15 protein-coding genes and 1 tRNA gene are annotated in these 23,084 nt (G+C 57.7%); 12 read left to right on the forward strand and 4 right to left on the reverse strand.

The genetic code is table 11. The annotated features are described in order from the left end of the window. The first annotated feature begins 23 nt into the window (after positions 1 to 23). From OZX64_RS00695 to OZX64_RS00745, 11 genes are all read left to right on the forward strand, one after another. Positions 24 to 848, forward strand: a complete 825-nt coding sequence (locus tag OZX64_RS00695; protein WP_277173066.1) for an ABC transporter ATP-binding protein — start codon at positions 24 to 26, stop codon at positions 846 to 848. Beyond that, positions 845 to 1,966, forward strand: a complete 1,122-nt coding sequence (locus OZX64_RS00700; protein ID WP_277173068.1) for a hypothetical protein — start codon at positions 845 to 847, stop codon at positions 1,964 to 1,966. Before OZX64_RS00695 ends, OZX64_RS00700 begins: the two co-directional genes overlap by 4 nt. A gap of 391 nt (positions 1,967 to 2,357) precedes the next feature. Further along, positions 2,358 to 3,032, forward strand: a complete 675-nt coding sequence (locus OZX64_RS00705) for a hypothetical protein (RefSeq protein ID WP_277173070.1) — start codon at positions 2,358 to 2,360, stop codon at positions 3,030 to 3,032. 795 nt (positions 3,033 to 3,827) lie between these two features. Further along, positions 3,828 to 5,444, forward strand: coding sequence for an MDR family MFS transporter (locus OZX64_RS00710; RefSeq protein WP_277173072.1), 1,617 nt, complete (start codon positions 3,828 to 3,830; stop codon positions 5,442 to 5,444). Positions 5,445 to 5,750: 306 nt separating this feature from the next. After that, positions 5,751 to 10,007: an Ig-like domain-containing protein gene (locus tag OZX64_RS00715; protein WP_277173074.1), complete on the forward strand. Its 4,257-nt coding sequence runs from the start codon at positions 5,751 to 5,753 to the stop codon at positions 10,005 to 10,007. A 709-nt stretch (positions 10,008 to 10,716) separates the two neighbouring features. Further along, positions 10,717 to 11,361 carry a helix-turn-helix transcriptional regulator gene (locus OZX64_RS00720; protein WP_277173076.1) on the forward strand — a complete coding sequence of 215 codons (645 nt, stop codon included), beginning with the start codon at positions 10,717 to 10,719 and terminating at the stop codon, positions 11,359 to 11,361. A gap of 352 nt (positions 11,362 to 11,713) precedes the next feature. Beyond that, positions 11,714 to 13,618, forward strand: a complete 1,905-nt coding sequence (gene dnaK, locus OZX64_RS00725) for a molecular chaperone DnaK (protein ID WP_277173077.1) — start codon at positions 11,714 to 11,716, stop codon at positions 13,616 to 13,618. A gap of 185 nt (positions 13,619 to 13,803) precedes the next feature. Continuing rightward, positions 13,804 to 14,517, forward strand: a complete 714-nt coding sequence (gene grpE / locus OZX64_RS00730) for a nucleotide exchange factor GrpE (RefSeq protein WP_277157362.1) — start codon at positions 13,804 to 13,806, stop codon at positions 14,515 to 14,517. Between the two features lie 126 nt (positions 14,518 to 14,643). Further along, the gene (locus tag OZX64_RS00735; RefSeq protein WP_277173080.1) at positions 14,644 to 15,675 is read left to right on the forward strand and encodes a DnaJ C-terminal domain-containing protein; all 1,032 of its coding nucleotides are present in this window, start codon (positions 14,644 to 14,646) and stop codon (positions 15,673 to 15,675) included. Between the two features lie 165 nt (positions 15,676 to 15,840). Further along, entirely contained in the window at positions 15,841 to 16,536 is a 696-nt protein-coding gene (locus OZX64_RS00740) for a helix-turn-helix transcriptional regulator (RefSeq protein ID WP_277156699.1), read from the forward strand. Between the two features lie 102 nt (positions 16,537 to 16,638). After that, entirely contained in the window at positions 16,639 to 17,577 is a 939-nt protein-coding gene (locus tag OZX64_RS00745; protein WP_277173082.1) for an HAD family phosphatase, read from the forward strand. Between the two features lie 40 nt (positions 17,578 to 17,617). On the opposite strand, the gene OZX64_RS00750 is transcribed toward OZX64_RS00745, so the two are convergent. Continuing rightward, positions 17,618 to 17,690, reverse strand: a tRNA-Ala gene (locus OZX64_RS00750). Between the two features lie 395 nt (positions 17,691 to 18,085). Between OZX64_RS00750 and OZX64_RS00755 the strand changes: the two genes are divergently transcribed. Then, a complete protein-coding gene (locus OZX64_RS00755; RefSeq protein ID WP_277173083.1) occupies positions 18,086 to 18,778 on the forward strand; it encodes an L-ribulose-5-phosphate 4-epimerase in 693 nt (230 codons plus the stop codon). 152 nt (positions 18,779 to 18,930) lie between these two features. Here the strand turns inward: OZX64_RS00755 and OZX64_RS00760 are convergent, their stop codons facing one another. From OZX64_RS00760 to OZX64_RS00770, 3 genes are read right to left on the reverse strand one after another with little or no spacing between them, the layout of a single operon-like run. After that, a complete protein-coding gene (locus tag OZX64_RS00760) occupies positions 18,931 to 19,632 on the reverse strand; it encodes a lactate utilization protein C (protein WP_277173085.1) in 702 nt (233 codons plus the stop codon). Positions 19,633 to 19,637: 5 nt separating this feature from the next. Continuing rightward, positions 19,638 to 21,488, reverse strand: coding sequence for a LutB/LldF family L-lactate oxidation iron-sulfur protein (locus OZX64_RS00765; RefSeq protein WP_277173086.1), 1,851 nt, complete (start codon positions 21,486 to 21,488; stop codon positions 19,638 to 19,640). Next, complete coding sequence (locus OZX64_RS00770; RefSeq protein WP_277156714.1) at positions 21,485 to 22,309, reverse strand: (Fe-S)-binding protein; 825 nt, start codon at positions 22,307 to 22,309, stop codon at positions 21,485 to 21,487. Before OZX64_RS00770 ends, OZX64_RS00765 begins: the two co-directional genes overlap by 4 nt. Positions 22,310 to 23,084: the final 775 nt, after the last annotated feature.

Here is a 23,084-nt window from a genome sequence, read left to right on the forward strand (position 1 = left end):
TTGCCGTTGTGAATGAAACCGATATGTCGACTGCCAATGATGCCGACGATACTGATACCGTCGATAATGGCGAGCCTGCGGTGATTGGGCAGCATCTGGGGCATCGTTTCGGCGACGGGCCTTGGCTGTTTCGCAACCTTGATTTTGTACTGAGGCCCGGCGAGGCGGTCGGGTTGTGCGGGCCTTCCGGTTCGGGAAAATCCACGCTGCTCTCGATCGTCGCGGGATTCGCCAAACCGGCCGAAGGGAGCGTCGAACGTCGCAATGTCAGCAGTGTGCGTTGGGTGTTCCAGAACCCGCACGGCATGCCCCGCCGAAGTGCACTTGACCACGTTGTTCAGCCGCTGCTCGGGCGGGGATACGAACGTGAGCAGGCCGTCGATATAGCGATGGGCATCATGGCTACGTTCCATCTGGCCAATTTGGCCGACCGCCAATTCCGCGAACTCTCCGGCGGCGAGGCCCAGCGGCTCATGCTCGCCCGTGCCGTCGCCAGCAAGCCAGGGCTGCTGCTGGTCGACGAGCCCACAGCCCAACTCGACCAGCGCACCGCCAGTGACGTCGACGCGACGCTGACCGGCTTGGCCACGGGTGACACCATCGTCGTCATCGCCACCCATGACCCCAACACCCGCGCGGCCTGCAGCAGGGTCATCGACCTCGCGTGGCACGGAGACATCGAAGAACATAGCGAAGATGCGAATCGTGGAAGCCATGATGAGCATGAAAGTTGTGAGAAACCTGCGCAGTACGAGAACCCTGATGACGATAACAATCGTGCAAACCGCGAACTGTCTGTAAGCGGCGAGGGTTATGAGGGCAACGCAGATGATAAGGAGCCGGCATGAAACGTTCCAGCATATTCTCGGAGGCTTGGCGCGACATCGTCTCCGGCACTTCGCGCACGCTGAGCTGCCTGGCGATTCTGGCCGTGCTCGCCGTCGTGGTGACCATGTTTGACCTCAATGCCGTAGTCGGCTTGCAGCGTCAGGCCCGGCAATGGGTCTCGACCGGCTCGTCGATCCATATCCTCGCGCAGGAACAGGAAATCAATCCCGTTTCCTGTAGCGCGCTGACCAAGGCGACCGGTAAAAGCGGGCATGGGGAACGTGCCCATCCCATCCAGTCCGCCGGTGCGTTGCGTGAAGCCGGGAACGTCACCCTCGATGCCATGCCAAGCGCGCCGTTGGATCAATGGGAGGCCACGCCGTCGATGGCGGACGTGCTTGGCGTGAGATTCATCCACAACGCTTCGGACCAGTCGGGGGTGTGGATATCCGACCAACTGGCCAACACGCTCAAGGTGCGTCAGGGCGACAGCCTGTCCAGCGATCAAGGCGTGATGCGTATCGCGGGAATATTCCAGTGGCCCGAAGACGGCCGCGACCAGCGTATCGGCTACGCCGTCGTCAGCCCCGCGTCCACCAGCTGGGACGAGCCGTGGGACGAATGCTGGGCGAGTGTCAACCCCAGCAATCCCAGCGCCAAAGACCTGATTAACACCGCGTGGTTCGCCTATCCCGGCGGTATCCCCACCACGCAGATTCGCCAGGCCAACGTCTCGCTTGGCACTTCCACCGATTTCAGCGCACAATACAGTGCCCGTGCAAGCCGTTTCGTGCTGGCTGTGACCCCGCTGCTGGCGTTCGTCATCGCGCTGCTGGCCATCCGCATGCGCAAGGTCGAGATTGCCGACGACCTGCACATGGGTCTGCCGCGCCGCGGTCTTCATGCCATCTTCGCCCTCGAGACCCTCGCGTGGAGCGTACCGGCGGTGCTGCTCTGCGTCGCCACGTCCCTGCTCGCCGCAACTGCCGTATCCGGTCGGTCCAATGCCATTGTCTTCACGCTCGTTCAGCTCCCGCCGCTGTTCGCGGCCTTGTTGACCGCGCAGCTGGGCACCGCCGTCGGCCTGACCAGCATCAATAGCACTCAGCTCTTCGTCTTCTTCAAGAACCGGCGGTAAAGCGGTGGCGCTGGCAGATAAGAGGGTTCAAGTGCGATGGGCAGTGAAATATCTGTTCCGCTGAATGCGTTTGCACCTTTCTCTGTTTAGCCTGTCTCATTTTGTTATAGGTAACAGAAAAAGTTATGCAGATTGATCAATAGAACTTATGTAAATTGATCAGTAGGATTGATGGAAATTGTAAAATTCGAGGATCAGATGGTATATATTGCGATGTCTTAGTGGTATTCGCTAGATTCAAACGAATTTTGATTTCCGAGTCTTTAAAAATAACATTACTGCTGTTTGTTTTTGGAGAAATCCTATACTTTTAAATGAATTGACCCCGGAGTTTCATGATGTTTCGCATGAGTGACTTTCACGGGGCCTTGCACTTGCTAGTATAGATTGTATGACGGATGAAACGCAAATTATGCTCACGGATTTGCGTCGCTGGTTCTCTGCCGAGCGAATGCGGCGCTACGAGGATGCTGCGCTGGATCCTGTTGCCTTGTATGTGTGGAATACGCGTCTGTCTAAGGCTTATCTTGAAGATATCGCCCACGTTGAAGTCTTGCTGCGCAACTTCATTTCTCGGAGGCTAACGAAGGCTTGTGGCCAACCGAATTGGTATGATGCTGTGGATTATTTTGGTTTCGATTACGAATTTCAGAAAGCAGTGGCTCGAGTCAAACGACGTATTGGTTATGACAGGCATGAAGTCACGGCGAATAGAATCATCGCTGGTTTGTCCCTGGATTCGTGGCGTTTCCTGCTGGTTCGAAAGCTAGAGCCTACGGTTTGGAAAGAATTGCGGGATCCGACAAATGGCGGAATGCCGTATTATCGTTCCCGGCGACGCAAGGAATTTGAGATTCATGTTATGCGTCTACTTGTCATGCGTAATCGGTGTAGTCATCAAGAGCCTCTTGTCGGTGCCGATGTCAAGGCTGAAAACGCCTATCTTGACGAGCAATGTGCAAATATCCTGTGGATTGCGAACGTGATTGATCCGAAGGCGGCTCGTTGGATTCAGCAGAAGTCTCGTGTCGCCGAGTTGCGCCGTGACCGTCCAAGCTGTGTATGACTCTTGTTCGTGAAATGAGTTTAGAATTCTTGCTTCGTGTGGAAGGCGTTTAAAGATTTCAAATTGTTGGAATTCCGCCGTATCAAAGACTTTTGGCAGGGCTTTTGCGTTCTGGCTTGCGGTGTCTGCGTGCGTTGGGTTACGTTGAATCTGATGACGAGGTTCATGTGCCGCTTCCGAAGTCGATTTCGGAAGCGAGGCAGGACCCGTTGTCTCGTTATGGCGAATACGCTGGCAGCGCAGAGATTTGTGCCGCAGGCTGATTCTTGTGGCCTTGCTGCGTGGCATCGAATAATCGTTGCTCGGCTGGCGTGGTGATGGGTGGCGGGTGAGTGTCGATAGACCGTAAAGGCCGTTATTCCGCCGATATCATGAAAAACTTCTCTATTGTCGCAACAATCAGACAGATGTGAATAAAACCTCTGATTAATAAGGTATGACAAACATCACAGCGAATCGGCTTGCGCTGACGCGGCATCAACCGATAACCTGCAAATGAAAAGAAATTTAGGCCGTCGTAAGTCTGTGGCCGGTATTGCGTCAATGGCGATTCATTCGCTCGCGCGATGCCGGCCTTTTGCATTCCCTGTCAGGTAAACGCGGCCGGAATACGTATTTCCGTTAGGGTTCCATCAATGATGCCATGTGGCATATTGCCAATTGTTATTGGCGCTAAGTAACCGATTCTGACGCGCTCGTTGCAGCAAGACGCGCAACCGATGCCGACACGTATTCTGGCGCAAAATCCTTGAATGAAATCAGACGGCCCACCCATCGATTTTGCAAAGGATTGCCATGTCATCTGTTGTCTACGCCATGCATCGTGCCGCCGAGCCTGACGACGCCGGCGAGCAAACGCAGCCGGGCCGCCCGTCGAAGCGCGACGTGCTGTTTGTCTTCATCGGCCTGATGGTCACCATGCTCATGTCGTCGCTGAGCCAGACCGTGCTGTCCACTGCCATGCCGACCATCGTCGGCGACCTCGGCGGCGTCGACCGCATGACCTGGGTTATTACCGGCTACGGGCTGGCGCTGACCGTCATGATGCCGGTCTACGGCCGCATCAGCGATCTTTTCGGCCGTAAACCGCTGCTTCTGATCGCCATTGCGCTGTTCATGTGCGGTTCCGCCGTGGGCGGTCTGGCCGGCAGCATGAACCTGTTGGTCACCGCCCGCGTCATCCAGGGTCTTGGCGGCGGCGGCCTCATGATTCTCTCCCAGTCGGCCATCGCCGACGTGGTGCCCGCCCGCGAACGTGGCAAGTACATGGGCGTGATGGGCGCGGTCTTCGCGGTCTCTTCGGTGGCCGGCCCGCTGATCGGCGGGTGGCTTACCAGCGGCCCGGGCTGGCGTTGGGCGTTCTGGCTCAACCTTCCGCTGGGCGTTCTGGCGCTCGCGGCGGTGTCCGTCTTCCTGCATCTGCCCAAGCCGAGCCGGGAGAACCGCTCTCATATCGATTACTTCGGCATGGCCCTGATCGCCGCGATCACCGTCATCGTCGTGCTGGTCTGCACCAACGCCAGCAAACCGCACACCTGGAACTGGGCCGAGGTCGTCGTGGCGCTCGCCGTGCTGATCGCTGCTTTCATCGCCGTCGAGCTCAAGGTCAAGGAACCGGTTATGCCGATGAACCTCTTCCGCAACTCCAACTTCGACGTCGCCACGCTTGGTGCCCTCTTAATCGGCGTGGCCATGTTCGGCGTCCTGAGCTACCTGCCGACCTATATCCAGATGACCACCGGCGTCACCGCCACTCAGGCCGGCCTGTTGATGTCGCCGATGATGGCCTCCGTGCTCGTCACCTCGATCGCGTCCGGCGCTCTCGTCTCCAAAACGGGCAAGTACAAGATCTTCCCGATCGTCGGCACTGCCGTCATGGCGGTGGGTCTGGTGCTGCTCTCCACGCTGAAGGCGGATTCGCCGGTCTGGTTGCTCTGCGTCTACACGGTGGTCTTCGGATTGGGCCTCGGGCTTGGTCAGCAGATTCTCATGCTCATCGTCCAGGACGCCTTCCCGGCCTCCATCGTCGGCACCGCGACCGCCTCGTTCAACTACTTCAAGCAGGTCGGTGCCACCATCGGCACGGCTATCGTCGGCGGCATCTTCACCTCGCGCCTGACCGGTTTCGTGCATGACAATCTCGCCGGCGTGATGTCGCACATGGCTGCTGCCGGTGCGGGTTCGGTCAAGGGCATGGCCGCGATGAAGGGTGCCGCCGCGAACCTGAGCGCCAGCAACCTCACCCCGAGTGGTGTCAACGCGCTGCCCGACATGCTGCGCATCCCGATCGTCGACGCCTACAACAGCGCCCTGCTGCCCATCTTCCTGTGGATGGTGCCGTTCATGATCGCCGCCGTGCTCGTCTTCTTCTTCGTGCGTCAAAAGGAGCTTTCCACCGCCATCGAGCGATGATAGTGCGCACGCTCAAAAGAGGGTATTTAAAAAGGAATGGCCGTTTCCGGCGGTTCTGTTTTTAAATACCCTCTTTTGATACGCGGTTTCTTCTTATCGAGGCCTTGCGGTTGGACGGTTTCCTCGTGGGCGGGGAGACTCGGAGCGGTTTGAATGGTCTTCTGCTCCAAACGAGTGAAGGCAAATAACGGCAATGGTGACTGTAATCACAATCTGATACTTATTATCGTAAATAAGCGCAAACTGCGCCCCGGTGAACACTTTCGACGAAGCTGTTGAAGGCATCGACCCAAAGCGAGGTGGCTTATGAGAGTACGGCAGATATCAAGTGGACGCGGGCTGAAGAAGTCCCGATCCAGAAAAGGGAAGTTGGTGGCGGTGTTCTCGGCGGTCGCCACACTGCTTTCGATGGTGTTGGTGAGTCCGTCGATGGCCCTCGCCTCGCAAACCGGCGATGGCGAAGAAGTCTCCACAAAAGCATCCTCGCTGCAAGGCGTCAACGCGCGCGGGACCGATGCCACTTTCGTTTCGGCCGGTCCGTCTACCGACGGCACGACCTACTATGTCGACAACGTCAACGGCAGCGACGCCAGTGACGGCAAGACCCCGCAAACCGCATGGAAAAGTCTGACCAAAGTCTCGACGCAGACCTACGCGCCGGGCGATCACATCCTTCTGGAATCCGGCAGCACTTGGGACGGCCAGACGCTGATGCCCAAAGGCAACGGAGCCGACGGCAAGCCCATCGTCATCGACCTCTATACGCGTGGCCAGGACGGGTCGGCCACGTACACTGCGTCGAAGCGGCCGGTAATCAACGGCAACGGGACCGAGAACGTTCTGGGTACTTTCAAACGCTACATCTCCGGTGCCGTGCAGCTGACCAACCAGGAGTACTGGTCCGTCCGCGATCTCGAAGTGACCAACACGCCTGAACTGTCCAACGCGAACGGTTTCAAGAAGCCCGGCGACAAGCAGCGTGCAGGCATTCTGCTGTTGGGCTACGGCCTGAACCGCAATCTCAACGGCGTGAGTGTGGAAAACAACTACGTGCATGACGTGCAGTCCGAATATTATCTCAAGGCACAGCACGACGGGCTGCCGATGAAGCTCAAGCACAGCGGCGGCATCATAGCGCTTGGTTACTGGATCGATCCCGATGGCAACGCCGTAGGCAACGTGGCCAACACCGGTTTCAGTCACCTGACCATGCAAGGCAACATCGTTCAGCGGGTCGGCACGGAGGGCGTGCGCACCAAAGCTGAAAGTGACACTGGTTCCTACCCGAAGCTGTTCACCGATGTGACCATAAAAAACAACTATCTTGAAGACATCGCCGGCGATGCGATTGTGATGTCCGAGGTCGGCAACAAGGGGCTGATCGAGGGCAACGTGGTGGTGCACGCGTGCGCGGCGGACTACGGGACCCAGAATTACGCCGCTTTGTGGGTGATGGCCAGCCATGATGTGACGGTGCAATATAACGAGGTCTACGGCAACAGATACGGCTACAACGACGCCGAGGCGTTCGATATCGACATGCAGTCGAGCAACGTGACCTACCAATACAACTACAGCCACGGCAACGGTGGCGGCTTCATGCTGCTGATGAGCGACCAGGCCAATTCGACGGTGCGCTACAACATCTCGGCCAATGACGGCGGCGGCAACGCGGGCACAAACGCTGACGGCCCCGGCGCGGGCGGCAGCTCTTACACCTACAAGGAGCAGAGCCTCTTCCATTACTGGATTCAGGATGACGGACCGGCCATGCCCAATATCTACAACAACACGTTCTACGTCGGCGACGGGGTGACCACATCCCTGTTCGGCGAGGGCAACAGCAGCGACAATAGCGGCGTCATCGCGCATTTCAACAACAACATCATCGCCAAGGCCGGGGCGGGCAAGGTGAAATTCCTTTCAAACTATCCGTCGAACGGCAGCGATCCCACAGAACGCAAGCTGCACGCCGACGCCGCCTCGTACCTGAACCACAACCTCTTCTCGACCGCCGACATCGCCAGCGCGGCCAGCGGCACCACCAAGGCCGGTTTGCAATCCACGGGCAACGTTTTCGCCGACCCGAAGCTTGCCATCGAAAGCAAGGCCAATGGCGTCGGCGAGTTGGACGGCCAGATCAACACGGTCCTTGACAACCCGGCAACCAGTCTGCCGTGGGGCAATCCGAAGGAGCGTCTGCGCCAGCGCGCTTCGCTCTTCAAGATCGCGGCCGACAGCCCCGCCGTGGCCCAGGGCCAGAAGCAGGACGGCATGCCCAGCGAGGACCTGTTCGGCGGCAGCACAGCCGATCGCGGCATCGATATCGGCGCCCACCAGGTCTCCGACCATGAGATCCGCACGGATTACACCCCCGAGGCCGTCAGCGTTTCGACGCCCGCCGGTGTCTACCCGAAACTGCCGGGAGCCATTGATGTCACCATCAAAGAGACGGTTGACAGCAACGTCACCCAACGCACGGAACATCACACGGTCAAGTGGGATTACGTCAAGCAGAGCGATTACCAGAGCGCCGGAACGATCACCGTCTCCGGGCTGATCGATGGCATCGCCTCGGTCAAGGCAAGCGCGACGGTGACGGTCACCGGCACGCTGGGGTCTGGCGCAAATGTGCAAAGTACGTTTGCCGACACGGCGGATGCCACCGTGCAACGTAGCAGTGCCGACACCGCCATGGCGACACAGGCCGGAAGCGGCACGGCGGCCAGCAGCCCCAAGTCGCCGTTCGGCATGAATTATTCCAACAACCTGGTCCTGCGATTGAAGAATTCCTCCTTGGCGAGCTACAACCGGAGATTCTATGTGAAGTTCGATCCCTCCGCTTACGCAGGCAGGCCCGACGAGATCAAGGACGCGAAGCTGAGGGTATATGTCAATCAGTTCAACATCAACAACAGCGCCGGCTCAACGGCCGATGAGCAGCTGCGCAACACCGCGTTCCGCGTGGACGCCTATGCCACCGATGCGAATTGGGACGCGAACACCGTCACATGGAACAACGGGCCGAGCAATGCCGAAGTCACTCAAGCCAACCATCAGCCGTTGGGTTCCGGCGAGAACATCCCGACCTACACCACGCTCAAGCCGGCGGGCAGCAGGGTGGTGACCAACGGCGAGATCATAGACAACCAGTACGCGTTGGACATTGACGTGACGCAGTATCTGCGCAGTCTCGGCACGATGAAGCCGGTCAGTTTCCTGGTGGACGTGCCTATGAGCGATACCGCGAACTTCAATCGCGACAACTCCGGATTCGACGCCTTCTCTGCCGCCGGGGCGCAACGGGCGTTCGTCGATTATACGGCCGGGACGTTCAAGCTGCCGGATTCGATGAAGGGCTTCACGATGAGTGCTACGGCCCTTGCGCCAAAACTGCTTATCTCCGACTCCTATATATCATCGGTCACGCCGGTCGAGGCCACCATCAAGCCCGGTCAGGTGCCGACGTTGCCCAGCCAGGTGCACGTCACGTACTCTGACGGCAGAAATATGGACGTGCCGGTGAGCTGGCCGACGTTCAATGCCGACAGCTTCACCGAGGACGGCGACTTCACGGTCAGCGCGGATGTGCCGCAGATCGGCAGGCCGGTGGGTGCGACGATTCACGTCAGGTCCGACGCCATCACCTCGCTCGACCCGTTGCCGACGCTCGACAAGCCGGTGGGGCTGGGCCGTACGCAGCTGGGTATGCCCGACACGATCGTCGCGCATCTTGCCAGCGGCGCTCAGGTTACGCTCGACATCCCCGGTTGGGATGATGACCCCGGCAATTACACCGAACAGAGCGCTCCCGGAACCTATCATTTCCCGGGTTCGCTGACATTGCCGCTCGGCGTCTCGAACCCTCAGGGGCTCAAGCCTCGGCAGGAGGTGCGCACGCACCCGATTCCCGAGACCATCGGGCTGGCGTTGCCGGTCGGTTCCAGCGGGCCGATTGTGGCCGGCAAGCAAGCTTCGGTGCGCATCGCGTTGAAAGTGACCGGGAAGGCGCCTTACACCACGGCCGATGACTGGGGCAAGGCGGTGAGCTGGTCTCTGACGCGCGTTGGCGCAGGAAAGGTTTCGTCGCAAGGCGAGACGCCAGGCGCGCCCGCGATTGACCAGTCTGGGACGCTTAGCGTTCCGGCCGATGCCGAAACGGCGGAATATGAGATAACGGCTACAAGCCAGCGGGTTTCGGGGCTGTCGGGCTCGTTGCGTGTCAGCGTGCAATCGCTGCACGATTACCAGCAGACGCATCCCAGTGGCGGGCAGACGCCTGTGCCGCCTTCCGGAGGTTCTGGACCGTCTCAGGGGTCTAATGGCGGTTCCGGTTCCAGCCTTCCGCCTCAAGGCCCCGGATCGGGAGCAAAACTGCCCGGTTCGCCATCGGCTCTGCCCAAACGTCCGTCGGCAATTGGTTCCGGAGCTGGCGCGATAGGCGCGAGTCTGACTGCCACCGGATCGGATGTCAGTGCTGTGGCGGTGGTGGCGGCGTTGGCCGGTGCCTTGTCGTTCGCACTTGGGGTCGCGGTTGTGTTGCGGCGCAAGTTGCTCAGGTAAGCGAGGTCTGCTTGGCTAAAACAGCAGGCTGAATACTGGCAAAGGCATTGATGCTGGCAGTGCGTTATCGGCAGCAAGCTTTTTGCCGGCTCGTGTCAGAGGATTGCTGACGAGGGACCCGATTCCCGGCGATATGTCGGTTCGGGTCCTTCGTTTTTTCTTCGTCGTTGCTTGCGGTTGGCCGTTTTGTGTTCTCGTTTTATACGTCTTCTTTTTAGAGGCAATAACGCATAGCCATACTGCTTGGTCAATGAATCGGCGATGCCCGCAGCATGATTGCGACGTTTTGAATGTGGGCGGATTCCCCATTGAGAACCATGCAGATTATAAAATACGAATTATGCAAATTGCTGATTTACGCTTATGCAAGTTGCCGATTGGGAATCGTGTCTCAATTATTGCGTGTTCTAAAATCGTTGGAATTCCGCCATGTCAAAGACTTTTGACAGGGCTTTTTCGTGTTCTGGCTTGGAGTGTCCGGCCGAGACGCGTTACGTTGAAATCGTCGGAATGATTGCCGGCGGATTAGCTGAACTCACTTAATGTTCATGAGTGATTCTGTGGTTGCTCACGTCTGTTGCGTTTGGATTCTGTAAGCTGAAGATAGATGGTTTGCAGAATTCCGCGCAGATTGTGCAGTCGCTTGATAAACAGATAATCCGGTGCGGTTCGGTAATGGTCTTCTGCTCCAAATGGGAAAGGCGAGGCAATGGCGGTCGAGATGAAGCTGGGCGGTCAGATCCGCGAGCATCGCGAGGCGATGGGCCTGTCGCAGGACGAGCTGGCCGGCAGGATCTTCGTCTCGCGTCAGACGGTCTCGAACTGGGAGACCGGCCGCACCTATCCCGATGTGCAGAATCTCCTGCTCCTTGGCAATCTTTTCGGTATCACACTGGACGAACTGGTTAAAGGAGACGTCGAAATGATGGATGAGAAGATCGAACGCAACAAACGTAGCATCGTCATCTGCTCGATGGTCGAGGCTTTGCTGGGGGCGTTGATGGTGGTTGTGGTTTTGGTAAGCGCGCTTGTGGGGACGAAACGAGCCGGCGGCGTCGATTCGTGGTCGTTCTTCACGCTGTGTGCGTTCGTTCCTCTGTGTGTGGCGTGTTTGGTGGTGAATGTTTGGTGTTACAAGCTTCGAAAGGACGTTGACGTCGTTACGTATCGGGAGTTGCGTGCTTATCTGCGAGGTGAGGATGTTGACCGTTCCGACCGAAAATGGCAACCGGTGAGTGTAGGCCGCTATGTTGCGTACCTGCTGATTGGTCTTGCCGTTGTTTTGCCTATCGGGTTGGTCGGAGGTTACTGGCTGACATGGTTGTTGGTTCATGCGGGACTGATTCCGGCATAAGGTCTTTCGAGCGTTTGTGTGGTGAATCATGGTTGAAGTATGTGGTTTGGCTGTGAATTTTCAGATTCCTACCATTGCCTGCATTGTTGATTAATTTGTTAAATGCTGGGAATATCAACGTTTATAGCCAATCAATCTGAGATTTCAAAAACTTGAGTGAAAAAGACTCAAGTTTTTCTGTATTTTGGGAATATAATTTGCGATTAAAAGTTGAGTGTAGTAGGCTCAGGTTTTGGAACATGTAACAGGTGCGAACCTGGATGCGGGCCGCGAGCGACGAAACGAACGTCGCGTTGCGGGGCCGGACCCGAGCGAACAGATGTGAAACGTACGAATATAAGGAGAAACGAATATGGGACGTGCAGTAGGTATTGATCTTGGTACCACAAACTCTTGCATCGCAACGCTCGAAGGCGGCGAGCCCACGGTCATCGTGAACGCCGAGGGCGCCCGCACCACCCCGTCGGTGGTCGCGTTCAGCAAGTCCGGCGAGATCCTCGTCGGCGAGGTCGCCAAGCGTCAGGCCGTGACCAACGTTGACCGCACCATCAGCTCGGTCAAGCGCCACATGGGCACCGACTGGTCGGTGGACATCGACGGCAAGAAGTGGACCCCGCAGGAGATTTCCGCGCAGGTGCTGATGAAGCTCAAGCGCGATGCCGAGGCTTATTTGGGCGAGCCGGTGACCGATGCGGTCATCACCTGCCCTGCATACTTCAACGACGCACAGCGTCAGGCCACCAAGGACGCGGGCAAGATTGCGGGCCTGAACGTGCTGCGTATCATCAACGAGCCGACGGCTGCGGCTTTGGCTTACGGCCTTGAAAAGGGCAAGGAAGACGAGCGCATCCTGGTCTTCGACCTCGGCGGCGGCACCTTCGATGTGTCCCTGCTGGAGATCGGCAAGGACGACGACGGCTTCGCCACCATTCAGGTGCAGGCCACGAACGGCGACAACAAGCTCGGCGGCGACGATTGGGATCAGAAGATCATCGATTGGCTCGTCGGCGAAGTCAAGAACAAGTACGGCGTCGACCTGTCCAAGGACAAGATCGCGCTGCAGCGCCTGAAGGAAGCCGCTGAGCAGGCCAAGAAGGAGCTCTCCAGCTCCACCGAGACCTCGATTTCGATGCAGTACCTGGCCATGACCCCTGACGGCACGCCTGTCCACCTGGACGAGACGCTGACCCGCGCACACTTCGAGGAAATGACTTCCGACTTGCTCGGCCGTTGCCGCACGCCGTTCAACAACGTGCTGCACGATGCGAACATCTCGGTTTCCGACATCGACCACGTGGTCCTCGTCGGCGGCTCTACCCGCATGCCTGCCGTCAAGGAACTCGTCAAGGAGCTCACCGGTGGCAAGGCCGCAAGCCAGTCCGTCAACCCGGATGAGGTCGTGGCGGTCGGCGCTGCGGTGCAGTCCGGCGTCATCAAGGGCGACCGCAAGGACGTCCTGCTGATCGACGTCACCCCGCTTTCGCTGGGTATCGAGACCAAGGGCGGCATCATGACCAAGCTCATCGACCGCAACACCGCCATCCCGACCAAGCGCAGCGAGGTCTTCTCGACCGCTGAGGACAACCAGCCCTCCGTGCTGATTCAGGTCTATCAGGGTGAGCGCGAGTTCGCCCGTGACAACAAGCCGCTGGGCACCTTCGAGCTGACCGGCATCGCTCCGGCTCCTCGTGGCGTCCCGCAGATCGAGGTCACCTTCGACATCGACGCCAACGGCATCGTGCATGTCTCCGCCAAGGACAAGGGCACCGGCAAGGAACAGTCCATGACCATCACCGGCGGATCCGCTCTGCCGAAGGACGAGATCGACCGCATGGTCAAGGAAGCCGAAGCCCACGAGGCCGATGACAAGAAGCGTAAGGAAGACGCCGAGACCCGCAACACCGCCGAGTCCTTCGCCTACTCGATGGAGAAGATGGTCAACGACAACAAGGCCAAGCTCTCCGATGATGTGGTCAAGGAAGTCACTGACGATGTCAACGCGCTCAAGGAAGCTCTGAAGGGCGACGATATCGACAAGATCAAGTCCGCTCAGCAGAAGCTGACCACTTCCTCGCAGAAGATCGGTCAGGCGCTCTATGCGCAGCAGGGTGCCGAGGGTGCCGCTGGCGCCGCGGGTGCCGGTGCTGCTGCAGGCGCGGCCGGCGCGGCTGACTCTGCTTCGTCCTCGTCTGATGACGACGACGTGGTGGACGCCGAGGTCGTTGACGACGATGACGACAAGAAGGACAACAAGTAATCGTGTCCGGGTTCGATAAGGACGATTATCTGAAGGATCTGCCGGATCCCGATGACGCATGGCTCAACTCCATGGCTGGGTTCGATGCGTCGGCTGCGGGATTCGGCGGTCCGGCAGATGGTGCTGGTCCGGGCGAACCTGAACAGAACAATGCCGGCACAACCGGCGAAAAGGCGGGTGAAACAATGAGCTCCGAACAGTCGAATAATAAGGCCGACGACGAAGCGAAGCAGAGCCCACAGGGTGCTGCCGCCTCAGCTGCCAACAACGACAATACGAACGTGAATAGCGATTCCACGCAAGCGGCTGCGAATCAGGCCGACAATGGTCAGCCTGCTGCTGCAGATGGTACTTCCGGTAGTGCTCACACTAACGGAGACAACGCAGCGGAAGATGCAGACAAGGCCGATAATGCAGCCGATGCTGCCAATGGCAAAAGTGGCAAGGACAGCGAGAACACGCTGACCCCGCTCGGGCAGGCGAAGAAGGAAGCCGCGGATTATCTCGATGCGCTCCAACGTGAGCGTGCCGAATTCGTCAATTTCCGCAACCGCTCCAAGAAAGAGCAGGAGATCTTCCGCCAGCACGGCATCATCGACGTGCTGACCGCGTTGCTCCCCGCTCTCGACGATATCGACCGCATCCGTGAGCACAGCGAGATGGACGATTCGTTTACCGCCGTGGCCAACAAGATCGACAAGACGTTCGAGAAGTTCGGCGTGGAGAAGTTCGGCAAGAAGGGCGAAACCTTCGACCCGACCAAGCACGAGGCGATTCTTCACAAACCGGACGCCAACGCGACCGAAGAGATTGTGGACACCGTCGTAGAGGCGGGCTATCGCATCGGCGACCGCGTGATCCGAGCCGCCCGTGTGGTGGTGGCTTCCCCGAAGGCCTAGCGGCTATCTGCAATGACGTGATACGTAGAGTGCGATTCCCCGCGTGGCCGGAGGGTCGCACTTGTCGTTTGCAAGGTCGTTGCAGGTGATGTAAGCGGCTAAGAGCCCGAAAAGGAGGGCAGTGATATGGCTGAGAATGAATGGCTAGATAAAGATTTTTATAAGATGCTCGGCGTCTCCAAAGACGCGACGAGCGAGGAGATCACCAAGGCGTACCGCAAGCTGGCGCGCAAGTACCACCCTGATCTCAACAAGACCAAGGAGGCCGAGGAGAAGTTCAAGGACATCTCCGAGGCCTACGACGTGCTCAACAACGCCGATCAGCGGCGCAAGTACGACGCGATTCGCCAATTCGCGGGCGGCGGTGCACGATTCGCCGGCGGGAGCGGACAAGGCGGATTCGGTGGCGGCGCCTCCGACTTCTCCGATATCTTCTCGATGTTCGGTGGCGGTGCCGGCGGACCCGGTGGGGTGCGTTTCTCGACCTCCGGTGGCGGTCCGACCAACCTCAACGATATCTTCTCGATGTTCGGTAACGCTGCCGGTCAGGGTGCCGGCGGGTATGCCGGTGCGGGCTCGCCTTACGGCGGCGGATCGAGCACCTACCGCGAACCGCAGCGTCCGGTGCGTGGCGAGGACCGTAACTCGAAGATCACGCTGACCTTCCGTCAGGCCGTGAAAGGCGCGACCGTCTCCCTGAAGGCGGGCGGGCGCAAGTTCAAGACCCACATTCCGGCAGGTGTGAAGGACGGGCAGAAGATTCGGCTTCCCGGCAAGGGCAAGCTCGGTTCCAATGGCGGGTCGGCAGGCGATATGTACCTGCAGATCAGCGTGAAGAACGATACGAAGTTCAGCCTCGATGGCAACGACATCGTGATGCCGCTGCCGGTCACCATCGGCGAGGCCGTGGCAGGTGCCCGCGTCAAGGCGCTAGACTTCGACGGCAATGAAGTGACGTTCCGTGTGCCGGCCGGTACGTCGAGCGGCGCCGAGGTGCGTGTCGGCGGCAAGGGTGTTCCTGGCCGTGATGGCGACTTGGTCGGACGCGTGGAGATTCGCGTGCCGGCGAGGCCCAGCATGGTGCAGAAGCACGATGCCAAGGAGTTCGACAAGAATTCCGGCGAGTTCGTCGACGAGGTGGCCAAAGAACGCGAGTGATTCGCGTGGCTTGATTGGTCCATTCGTAATTCCGAAATAGGTACGGATGGGCCAATTAAGCGTTTCTGGGTTGGCTAGACAGTATGTATGGTATTGATGGGTATTGCGGTCAATGCCATACGTGATGAATGAAGTGGTAGACAAGGACGAGCGGAGGTGAATGCGATGGCTCGGATTTCCCGTGAGGTGCAGGCTCTGTATGGATTGTGCGCCGTTGCGTTGGTCGAGCAGCGCGCCGATCTGGACGGCGCCGATGACGTCGGTTTCGATATCGACCTACCTGTTTTCAGCGTGGGCCGTGCCGCGCAGCTGGCTGATATCCATCCGCAGACCCTGCGTCAGTATGACCGCCAGGGGCTCATCGTCCCGCAACGCACGGAAGGCGGCGCCCGCCGTTATTCCCTGCGCGATGTGCACAAGCTCGCTGTGGCCCAGCAGATGAGCCAGGAAGACGGCATCAACCTTGCCGGCATCTCGCGGATCCTCGAATTGCAGGAAGAGAACCGCCAGCTGCGGCGCGAGGTGAAGCGTCTCGAGCGTCCACGCGGTTCCAGCATTTTCGCGGCCGATTCCGACGGCGATATCACCGAGATTCAGCGTTCGCGTCAGGCCCGTCGCTGGCGGCATGAGGTGCAGACCCGTACCCGTGAGCTTCCGGGACGGCCATACTATGCCAGCGATGCCGCCGGCTCGTATGCATCGAGTGCGCAAACGGAGGGTGGTGACGCTGCTGGAGCCGATACTTCGCAGGGGCAGTCTGCCCACAAGCCTCGCCATGCCGCAAAATCCGCCGACGGTTCGTATGCCGATCCGTTCGTCGATCCACGTTCGTTGGTCGTCTGGGGCCATTATTTCGACTGACCTTGTTCTACGCCGATTTATCTGTTAAAACCGGTGGTCATGGCATGATGGAATATAGATTTTGTGTCAAGTGAAAACGGATAAGACGAGATGGAGTCACCTTTGGCCTTACAACATGAAAATGATGGAACGGGTTCTGATTGGATGCTGAAGGCCGTGCTCTGGGATATGGACGGTACGTTGATTGATTCCGAGCCCTATTGGCATCAGGTTGAGATGGATATCGCCGGCGAGCATGGCGGCTATTGGAGCGAGGAGATCGGCTGGACGTGCTCGGGCAAGCCCGTCCCGCAAGTCGCGCAGCTCATGATTGATAAGGGTACAAAGTTGTCGGTTCCCGAAGTCGGGCGATTAATGATCGAAGGCGTGGCGCGCAAGGAAGCGGAACATATGCCTTGGATTCCAGGTGTCGAAGACGTGTTGCGCTCGCTGATAGCTGCTGGGATTCCGTCGGTTCTGGTTACGGCTTCGCCGAGGCGCATGGCAGAGAATCTGGTACGTCAGGCTCCTGAGGGCGCGTTCGTCGGCTATGTATGTGGCGAGGACGATCTGCCCAAAAAGCCGAATCCCGCGCCGTATCTCGCGGCTGCGAAAGTGCTTGGCATTGAGGTTCCTGAAGAGATTCTTGCAGCGAACGGGATGAAGAATCGGTCGAGCGATATCGCTGACAGCGCTGGTAGCGTTACCGACACTGCGCGTAATGGTAATAGCCATGGTGTGGTGTCGTGTGTGTCGGATTCCAACGATCTTGGCAATGGAGACACGCAAGATGCCGTTGTCTCTGAGTGCTCGACGGAAGACGCGGACGATACGCGATTGGTCGCTTTCCGCCAGGAAATGGCGAGATGCATCGCTATCGAGGATTCGATGACCGGCATCAAGTCGGCGGTCGCTTCCGGTGCGACGACCATCGCCCAGACCGGTTTCATCAAGACGGACACCTCCGCCGGCCCGCAATTCGCCTCGATCAACAGCTACGACGCTCTCACCGCTGAAGCCCTCAACCGCTTTGTCGAGCAGCGGCTGAAGAGCATGGAGTAACAAAAAGGGGCTTCCGGGAAAACCCCGGAAACCCTACCTGTGGAGCTGATGGTAATCGAAACCACGACCTCTTCGATGCGAACGAAGCGCTCTACCAACTGAGCTACAGCCCCATGTCTTCAAGCTTATCACTCAAGACAACGTTACATATTCTAGTACAACCCTGCCCCAAGTACAATTCGGCGGGTTGGAAACGACTTCATACGATGGAATTTGCAATCGCAATTCTCCGGCTCGCCGGCGTTTGTGCAAACGCTTGGTGACGGCGGATTTCATTTTTCGCGCCATAAATAAGCCGTTTAGCCGATGTCAGTGGTGTATTTATGGCGGAAACATCGAAACGAAACGGGACGAAGCTGTGAATGGTGGCAATTTCTTGGGTTATGGTTATGACCTCGCTTATGTGAGCGGTAACATAGATACTGGAATCCGGAAACAATAAAGAAATCTGGATGATTGCCGATGGCGTCGAAAGACACGTCTGAGGTGATTGTATGAAAGGAAAATTATGACTACATTGGACGATTTCGGACCCGAGGTCCGTGCCGAAGTCAAGCAGGTGCGCGAGGTTGTGGCCACTTTGCATGAGCAGCTTTTGAAGTGGAATCTTGTGGTGTGGACGGCCGGCAACGTTTCCCAGCGTCTGCGTACTGCCGATCTGATGGTGATCAAGCCTTCCGGCATGCGCTACGAAAGCCTGACCCCGGAGTCGATGGTGGTCTGCGATCTGAACGGCGATCCGGTCGACGGCTTGGCCGCTCCGAGCTCCGACACCAAGTCGCATGCTTATATCTATCGCAATATGCCTGATGTCTACGGCGTCGTGCATACGCATTCCACTTACGCGACCGCTTGGGCTGCCACGGGCCAGAACATTCCGTGCGGCCTGACGATGATGGGTGACGAGTTCGGCGGCCCGGTTCCGGTCGGTCCGTTTGAGCTGATCGGTTCGGAAGCCATCGGCAAGGGTGTGGTCGAGACCTTGAAGAAGTATCCTCATTCTCCGGCTGTCCTGATGCAGAATCACGGCCCGTTCACCATTGGCAAGGATGCCGAGGCCGCTGTCAAGGCTGCGGCGATGACCGAGGAGGTGGCGCACACCATGTGGGCCGCCCGCCAGATCGGCGACATCATCCCGATTTCGGATGCGGACATCGCAAAGCTGAACGACCGCTACCAGAACGTCTACGGCCAGCACTGACGCGCTTACGTTATTTTAAATTTCGTTCATAATTAGGCCACTGAACAGTACTCAGTGGCCTAATTATGACGGAACATAAAAATTGCGCCATATCCGAGTTGCTGATTAAAGTTGAGCGGCTCAGATATGGCGCATCATAATAATTTGAAGGGTTACATGTCCTCGACGACCAGATAGGTCATATCGAGCGGGCCATGAACGCCAACGACCAGAACCATCTCGATGTCACCGGTTGAAGAGGTGCCGGAGATGAAGTTGATGTTGGAGGTCTTGAGCTCGCCGGACTTAAGACGCGGCTCATAGTAATCCATCGCCTGACGGCTCCGTGCCACGATCCTCGACTTGCGAATGATGCTCAGATAGTGGACGGGCAGGAAGTGGAAGGCGCGGCCTTGGCCAGGTGTGGTCGGGGCCGTGATGGTGCACGATTCCGCACAGAGCATGTCGGCGAAACCGATGGCCGCTTCCGAGTGGTTCGCGGTGTCGATGTTGACTTCGCGTCCGGCACCCGGTATCCAGAACGAGGGCTTCGGATAGAGGCTATCGCGCCAGATCTCCAGTCCGAATGCCTGATAATTCTCGTCATCGGTCGGCAGTATGAGCTTTCCGTTTGCCTTGGCGGCGATGAACTTGTCAAGCGCCACAGGCAGCCCGGCCTTGTCGGTCGTTTGGAAATCGACGTGAACCGCGGGCGCGTTCTTGCGTGCGATTTCAAGCAACTCGTCCTGTGTATGGCCGGAAAGCGTGCTTTCGGGAAGGTCATTGATCGGCTTGAGCGGATGGTCCTTGAGCTGATGACGCGGACGCCCGCTTTTTTCGGCGAGATAGTTGAGGAATGTCTCACGATCGGTCATGATATTCAGTCCTTCTTCCTATTGTCGGCGGAATTTGCGGCGGGACCCGTAGCGATTCCGTGCCGTACTGCGTTCTCATGGCTGGTGTGACTGGAGTGGTCGGAATAATGACCGACTCCGGCCTCTTCGATGGAGCCGAGTGCCACTGGCACAGTCGCTTCCGAGAGCGGCGTGGTTTGCTCCTTGCCGACTTTACGCGTCGAAACGCTGTTGTCGTAAGTACCGAAGTCCTTCGGTGCGTTCGGATTCTTGGCAAGGATACTGGCCTGGGCCTTGTGGAACGCCCCAGCGCCTCCGGCTTTGGCAATCTGCGCCTTCTTGCGCTGGTTGAACCAGGTGCGGAAGTTCTTGGAATGGGCCGGCGGTTCCGGCAGATCGCGGACCTTGGTCCATCCACCGAAGACGAATGGCATCCATTCCTCATGCTTACCGTTCTCGTTCAAGTTCTTGGCGGTATCCGGTACGCGCGAACCCGTGGCCGGATTCTTGACGCCCTTCTTGGCGATGGTGTTCATCGCGACGTGATCGAAGGTGAGTGCGGTGCGGAAGAGCGAGGAATGGCCGGTGCCTATGCCGACGACCTTCATCACGGTGTCGGCGATCAGGTCGCCCATATGCTTGTCGTTCATCATGATTTCACGATGCTTCAGGATCAGCTCGTGCAGCGGAATCTTCACGGGGCAGGTCGCGGTGCAGGCCGAGCAGAGGGAGCAGGCGTACGGCAGGTCGTGGAACTCGTCGTAGTCGCCCTGCAGCAACGGGGAAAGCACAGCGCCGATTGGCCCCGGATAGACCGAGCCGTAGCCCTTGCCGCCGATGTTGCGGTAGATCGGGCAGACGTTGAGGCAGGAGGCGCAACGGATGCACTGCAGAATCGGCTCGAATTCGGTGCCGAGCGCGTTGGAACGCCCGTTGTCGACGATGACCACGTAGAAGTCCTCGGGTCCGTCGGCCTCGTCGGGAAGCTTGGGGGAGACGAAGCTGCAGTAAGAGGTGAGCTTCGTACCTACTGCGGAACGCACGAGCATGTTGTCCATCGTCTCGGCCTCTTTCAAGGTCGGTACGAGGCGTTCCATACCCATGACGACGACCTGCGTGGGCGCGATGGCCATGGAGAGGTCGGCGTTGCCTTCGTTGGTGACGATGTTGACCATGCCCTGATCGGCAACGGCGAAGTTGCAGCCGGTGATGGACATATCAGATTCCAGGAAGCGTTCGCGCAGCACCTTGCGCGAGAAGCGCGCCTCATGCTGCGGGTCGTTGTCGCCGGTATAGCCGAGCTTGGCGAAGAGCTTCTGTACCTGGTCGCGGTTCTTGTGCAGAGCGGGGAAGACGAGGTGGGAAGGTTCGTCCCAATCATCGAGCTCCAAGATGAACTCGGCCAGATCGGTTTCAGTGACCTTGACGCCCGGTATCTTCAGCAGCGCTTTGTCGAGTCCGATCTCGGAGGTGACCATGGACTTCGGCTTGACGATGTTGTGCGCCTTCTTTTTCTTGACCAGATCGGTGATGAAATCGCGGGCCTCGATGTCGGTCTGCGCGAAGAAGACATGTCCGCCGCGCTTTTCGACGTTGTTGGAGAACTCCTCGAGGTAATCGGGAAGGTAACGAATGACTTGCTGGCGAATCTGCTCGCTCAGGTCGCGCCATCCTTCCCAGTTACCGAGCTCGGCGCGAGCGGTTTCACGCTTGATCCACTGTGCGTCCTGAGCGCTGGTGATGGCGCCGCGTGCGAACTTGTCGGCCTTGCTCTGGTTGACGCGGTTCACGAAGTTCTTGTCGCCATATTGCAGCATCGTACCGGTAGATTTTCCGGTGCGCTTGAACATGGTGTCATCCATTTGTGTGGTGCTCATACCAGAGCCTCCTCATGTGCGTTGGAATGCTGCAAAGTCTGTTCGTCGATGGCCTTGCGCTCGGCTGCATCGACATACTTCACACGGCTCATATCGACATTGCTGTTGAGCACTTCCGCCAGATGCATGATGGTGATTTTCTTGCCCGTTCGATTGAAACGTCCGCCGATGTTCATCAGGCAGCCAGGGTCGCAGGAAATCAGTACCTTGGCGCCGGTGCTTTGCACGTCCGCGACCTTTTCGTTGACCATTTCCTGGGAGACTTCGGGCATCTTCATGGAGAACATGCCGCCGAAACCGCAGCAGTTCTCGATATGCGGCAGTTCACGAACCGTAAGTCCCTTGACGTGGTCCATAAGGATATAAGGGCTCTCGCGCTCACCAAGCAACCTGGTCATATGGCAGGAGCGGTGGTAGGTCGCCACGGTATTGAGCTCTGCGCCGGCGTCGAGCACGCCGAGCACGCGATAGAGGAACTGCGAGAACTCGTAGGTCTTGTTGGCCATCGCGTGGGCCTTGGCCTTGTATGCGTTGTCTCCCTTGGGCAGGTGGAACTGCAGCTCCTTGAGCATATTGACGCAGGAACCGGCAGGTCCGACGATGTAATCGGCGTCAACGCCCATCAGAGCGTCGATTTCGTTATGCATCACCTTTGTGGATTCCTTGACGTATCCGCTGTTGAACGTAATCTGTCCGCAGCAGATCTGCTGCATCGGCATATAAGTTTCACAGCCGAATCTTTCCAGAACTTCGACCATCGCTTTCCCGACATTGGGAAATATCAGATCGACCAGGCAAGTGGAGAAAATCACTACCTTCATCTTGACTCCTTCAAGTTGGCCTTAAGATGTCACTACTTTCAGGCTTCTGTCGATGGCTTCTTTGCGCATATATCAACGTTCGATGCCCATCAAAAAAATAACCTACATATATAACGATATACGTCCAGAATCAGAAAAAAGCCCATTTTTAATATAAATTGAGATTTGTCAATGTGATTTTGCTCACATTTAATGGGGGAATTAGTATATATTTTTGTGTTTTGTTGCAACAAAATAATAGAAACTGCCGACATGAATAATTATTGCAATAGGTAAGAACATATCTCAAAACAATAATTTCAGAATGCTCGTGACTGCCGCGTGTTCAAAATGGTCTTCAAGTATTGCTTGATACCTGATATTTGTTAGGTTTATCCGATTTCTGCGGACAATGAACAGGCGGTGTTTAGGTAATAATAACGTTTGACATTTGTTTGTGCGGCGGCTGCCGGGCTGCGTGTGGAATTGCGTGGCTGGCGGGATTCGGCGGCTGTTTAGGTTGCGTTCGGTTGCAGGAGTGTTCGATGCCAGCGTCTGGCCTGTACAGAATGTGAAGAACGCGCCTTTCGTGGCAGGTTGATGATGCCGCTGCTAAGAAGGCCGTATCCGAAGCTTCGGATTTAGGCCGTGCGCAGCGTAAATATGTGGAACGGCAAAGGCGCATCTGCTATGGTGTTCGTCGATTGCTGCGTTGCTTATAGTGCGGATAAGTCAGCGGACACCTGCTTTTGAAGCTCGGATATGCATTTTGGCTGGAGGTTCGGGGGCTGGTCGG

This window comes from Bifidobacterium sp. ESL0704, from assembly GCF_029392075.1.
Lineage (GTDB): Bacteria > Actinomycetota > Actinomycetes > Actinomycetales > Bifidobacteriaceae > Bifidobacterium.